The sequence below is a fragment of the Desulfosarcina sp. genome (assembly GCF_046496365.1).
In the GTDB taxonomy this organism is placed as follows: Bacteria; Desulfobacterota; Desulfobacteria; order Desulfobacterales; family Desulfosarcinaceae; genus Desulfosarcina.
This window is the reverse complement of the sequence record NZ_JAWOHB010000097.1, coordinates 1-3,123: the sequence shown is the minus strand read 5'-3', so window position 1 is coordinate 3,123 and position 3,123 is coordinate 1. Positions and strand designations below refer to the sequence as shown.

The 3,123-nt window shown below is 57.4% G+C and carries 4 protein-coding genes; 1 reads left to right on the top strand and 3 read right to left on the bottom strand.

Features of this window, described 5'->3' with window-relative positions; genetic code table 11:
- The coding region (locus R6V78_RS07605) for a type II 3-dehydroquinate dehydratase (RefSeq protein ID WP_410288739.1) at window positions 1-171 on the top strand (171 nt) is incomplete at its 5' end.
- A gap of 78 nt (window positions 172-249) precedes the next feature.
- Here R6V78_RS07605 and R6V78_RS07600 read toward each other — a convergent pair.
- The 3 genes from R6V78_RS07600 to R6V78_RS07590 all read right to left on the bottom strand — a co-directional run.
- Window positions 250-1,404: a (Fe-S)-binding protein gene (locus R6V78_RS07600; RefSeq protein ID WP_410288738.1), complete on the bottom strand. Its 1,155-nt coding sequence runs from the start codon at window positions 1,402-1,404 to the stop codon at window positions 250-252.
- Entirely contained in the window at window positions 1,404-2,780 is a 1,377-nt protein-coding gene (locus R6V78_RS07595; protein ID WP_410288737.1) for an FAD-binding oxidoreductase, read from the bottom strand. Before R6V78_RS07595 ends, R6V78_RS07600 begins: the two co-directional genes overlap by 1 nt.
- 4 nt (window positions 2,781-2,784) lie before the next feature.
- Window positions 2,785-3,123: heterodisulfide reductase-related iron-sulfur binding cluster (locus R6V78_RS07590; protein ID WP_410288736.1), on the bottom strand; the 339-nt coding region annotated here is incomplete at its 5' end.

Here is a 3,123-nt window from a genome sequence, read left to right as displayed (position 1 = left end):
GTCGTCGAGGTTCACCTGTCGGACATTCATCAGCGTGAGCCTTTTCGACGCAATTCCATGATTTCGGACATCGTCGCAAAAACGATCATGGGGCTGGGGGATAGAGGATATGCAGAGGCGCTTCAGTTTCTGGCGGATACGCTGAGGAACAGGTCTCAGGTCTGCGCTTGACGCGTTGACGTCAATATTTTTTTAAATTCATTCCTAATCCAAGCATAAAGCGTCTATCGCAGGCCTGAGACCCCTGGATTACAATCTGTCGTTGACGATCTCTGAAATTTCCCTGACCTGAATGCGATCCTCCACATTGGCCGTCTTCACAGCGTCCCCCAGCATGACCGCACACGCGGGGCAGCTGACCGCCAGGATTTCCGCCCCGGTTTCCAGCGCCTCGGCCACGCGGATGCGTGCAGCAGACTCCGGCCCGCCTCCAAGAACATCGGTGAACAGGTTTCCGCCGCCCCCGCCGCAGCACAGGGCATCCTTGAGGGATCGCGCCATCTCCCGAATCTCGACACTCGGCAGGGCGGCCAGGATTTTTCGGGCGGACCCGTACTCCCGGTTATGGCGCCCCAGGTAGCACGGGTCGTGATAGGTCACCGTCAGCTTTGACGGCGCATCCTTAAACTCAAGGCGGCCGATGCGATCCGCCAGAATCTGCGTGTAGTGAAACACCTGATAAACTCCGCCCAGCGCCGGGTATTCATTTTTCAGGGCATTAAACCCGTGAGGGGAAAGCGTTATGATCTTTTTGACTTTCAATTCATTGAAATGCTCAATGTTCTCTTGAGCCAGCAGGGTAAACAGGTCCCGTTCCCCCATGGCGGCGGCCTCATTCCCATCAGAAACTTCCCTGTCCCCCAGAATGCCGAAGGACACCCCCAGTCGCGCAAGGAGCCGTGTAACCGAACGGGCAATTTCCTGCCCCCGGCTGTCAAAGGCGCCCACATCGCCGGGGAAAAACAGAAATTCCTGGTCCGAAAACAGTTCAACACCGGTATCCACCATCCAGCCGCTTCTCTTTTTTCTGGCCAGGCCATAGGGGTTGCCGTACTGCTGAAGCCTTGTCAGGCAGTCCCGAACGGACGGCGGCACCTTGCCTTCCTCCACCAGCGCCGCCTTGCCGGCGGTAAACACCAGCAGCAGCTGATCCTTGATCTTGGGCAGAGCGCACTGCTCAACACAATTGCCGCACGCCGTGCAGCTGAACAGGATCTCCTGAAACCGCCTTGACGGTTCGACTTTTTTGTCCTGCCAGGCCCGCAAAAGCCACATCCGCCCGCCCGGTGAATAGGTTTCAAACCTGAACGCCGCGTAGGCCGGGCAGTTAAAATCAACATAATTACCCGGCAGTTTGCAATAGCCGCACCGAAAACACCTGTGCAGAATGTCTGCGTATTCCATCAGTCCTCCCAGTTGCCGGGGTTCATAATACCGTTGGGATCCAGCACCGATCGAACACGGCGCATCATGTCAAACATGGCGGGATCCATGTTGCGAATGATTTCCTTCTGTGCCGGAGCCTCGGCTTTCCAGGGGATGCCCCCCATGGCCACCGCGCTTTTGTTGGTCTCCTCCAGGGCTCTCTGGGCACGGGCCACGTCATCCGGGTCGGCGCGGTTGAAGGCATAGGCATAGAAAAACATCATGCTGTGGTTGACACCGATGATCCGGCACCCCATGGAGTAGCTCACCCCCAGCTTCGCTGCGATATGAAGACCCAGCTCATAGGCTGCGGGAAACAGTTCCACCGGCATGATCGCCCCCACGTATTCGAAGCCGCCCCCCTTGCGGACATCGGCAAAAAGGGAAAGCTGCCGGGCGGGGACTTCCAGAAATCTCTTTTTCATCATGCCCGGCAGCGGCAGAAAGCCGCCCGTCTTGGCATCGATATAGTTTGCCACCGCAGCGCGGATGAGATTCCGCTTCCAGACCAGTTCATTTTTCGTTTGCGCGCCGTAGTTGACATTGCAGTGCAGAAAGCCTGCAGCCCAGTCCGGTTTGGGCGTCATCCAGGCGGTCACATCTTCCGCCAGCTGCACACCGGTAATGCGGTAAAGCACATCCGGCATGATCGCCGCATCTTCACACACGAATACGGCCACATCATTCAACGGATAGCTGGGGTAGAGCTTTACGGCCAGTTTGGTAATGATGCCGGTGGTCCCGGCCCATCCCAGAAAAAGGCCGGACAGGTCGGGGAGCGGCGCTCTGGCGAACCAGTAAGGCGAAATGGCACAGGAACCCAGCCGAGCGATCTCTCCGGTGGGCAGAACCACTTCGAGACCGTTCAGCATGTCTGAATGGAAACCGCCAGCATGGGATAAATGCCCGGATCCGTGGATGGAAACATTTCCGGCAAGCGTGGCCGTCGGCGGGGCGTCCGGGGCCGAATGCTTGAGTTTTGGAAAGTGCTTTTTAAGATGGGCCTGCAGCATGCCCTGGGAAGTTCCGGCCTCCACCAGCGCGTAGCGGCTCATTTCATTGACTTCCAGAACCCGGTTCATCCTTTTCATATCCACAACAATGCCGCCCTTCAAGGCCCGCGACAGCCCTGAAAGAACCAGGCCCGCTCCCAGCGGCACCAGCGGCACGCGATGCGCATTGGCTGCCTGTACGATCTGTTGTACTTCACCGGTGCTTCCCGGCATGACGACGATATCCGGCTCGCAGGCCGGCATGGTTCCCGGGTCCATGGAGTAGATATACTTCTCTTCCGGAGAATCGGATACGAACCGGGGGCCGACGATGTCCGAGAGTATGTTGAGCATGTTAGGCATAAATCTACCCTTTCGCAGCAACCCCTTCCAGGGCAGCCTGGCAAAGATCGCTCAAATGAATCGGGAATATCCCCTTTTCCGCTGCGGCTTCAGCCAGTGTCTGCATGCAGGCCGGACAGTTGAAAACACAATACACCGCTCCCGCCGCCTTCATATCGTCCAGATTGCGCTTTTGAATTTCATCAGCCGTGTCCTCCCGCTGGTGTGCTCTCAAAACCTGGCCGCAACAGAGTGCATTGTCCCTGTCGTACCGTCGTTCAACCCGCTCCGCCCCGATTTTGGCAAAAATTTCATCAACCCAGTGCTGAGTTTCCGGAATCAATCGGCTGGAACAGGGCCGCTG

Excerpts from the sequence above, each read along its gene's own strand:
- R6V78_RS07600 (WP_410288738.1), bottom strand. The coding sequence starts at position 1,404 with ATGGAATACGCAGACATTCTGCACAGGTGTTTTCGGTGCGGCTATTGC.
- R6V78_RS07595 (WP_410288737.1), bottom strand. The coding sequence starts at position 2,780 with ATGCCTAACATGCTCAACATACTCTCGGACATCGTCGGCCCCCGGTTC.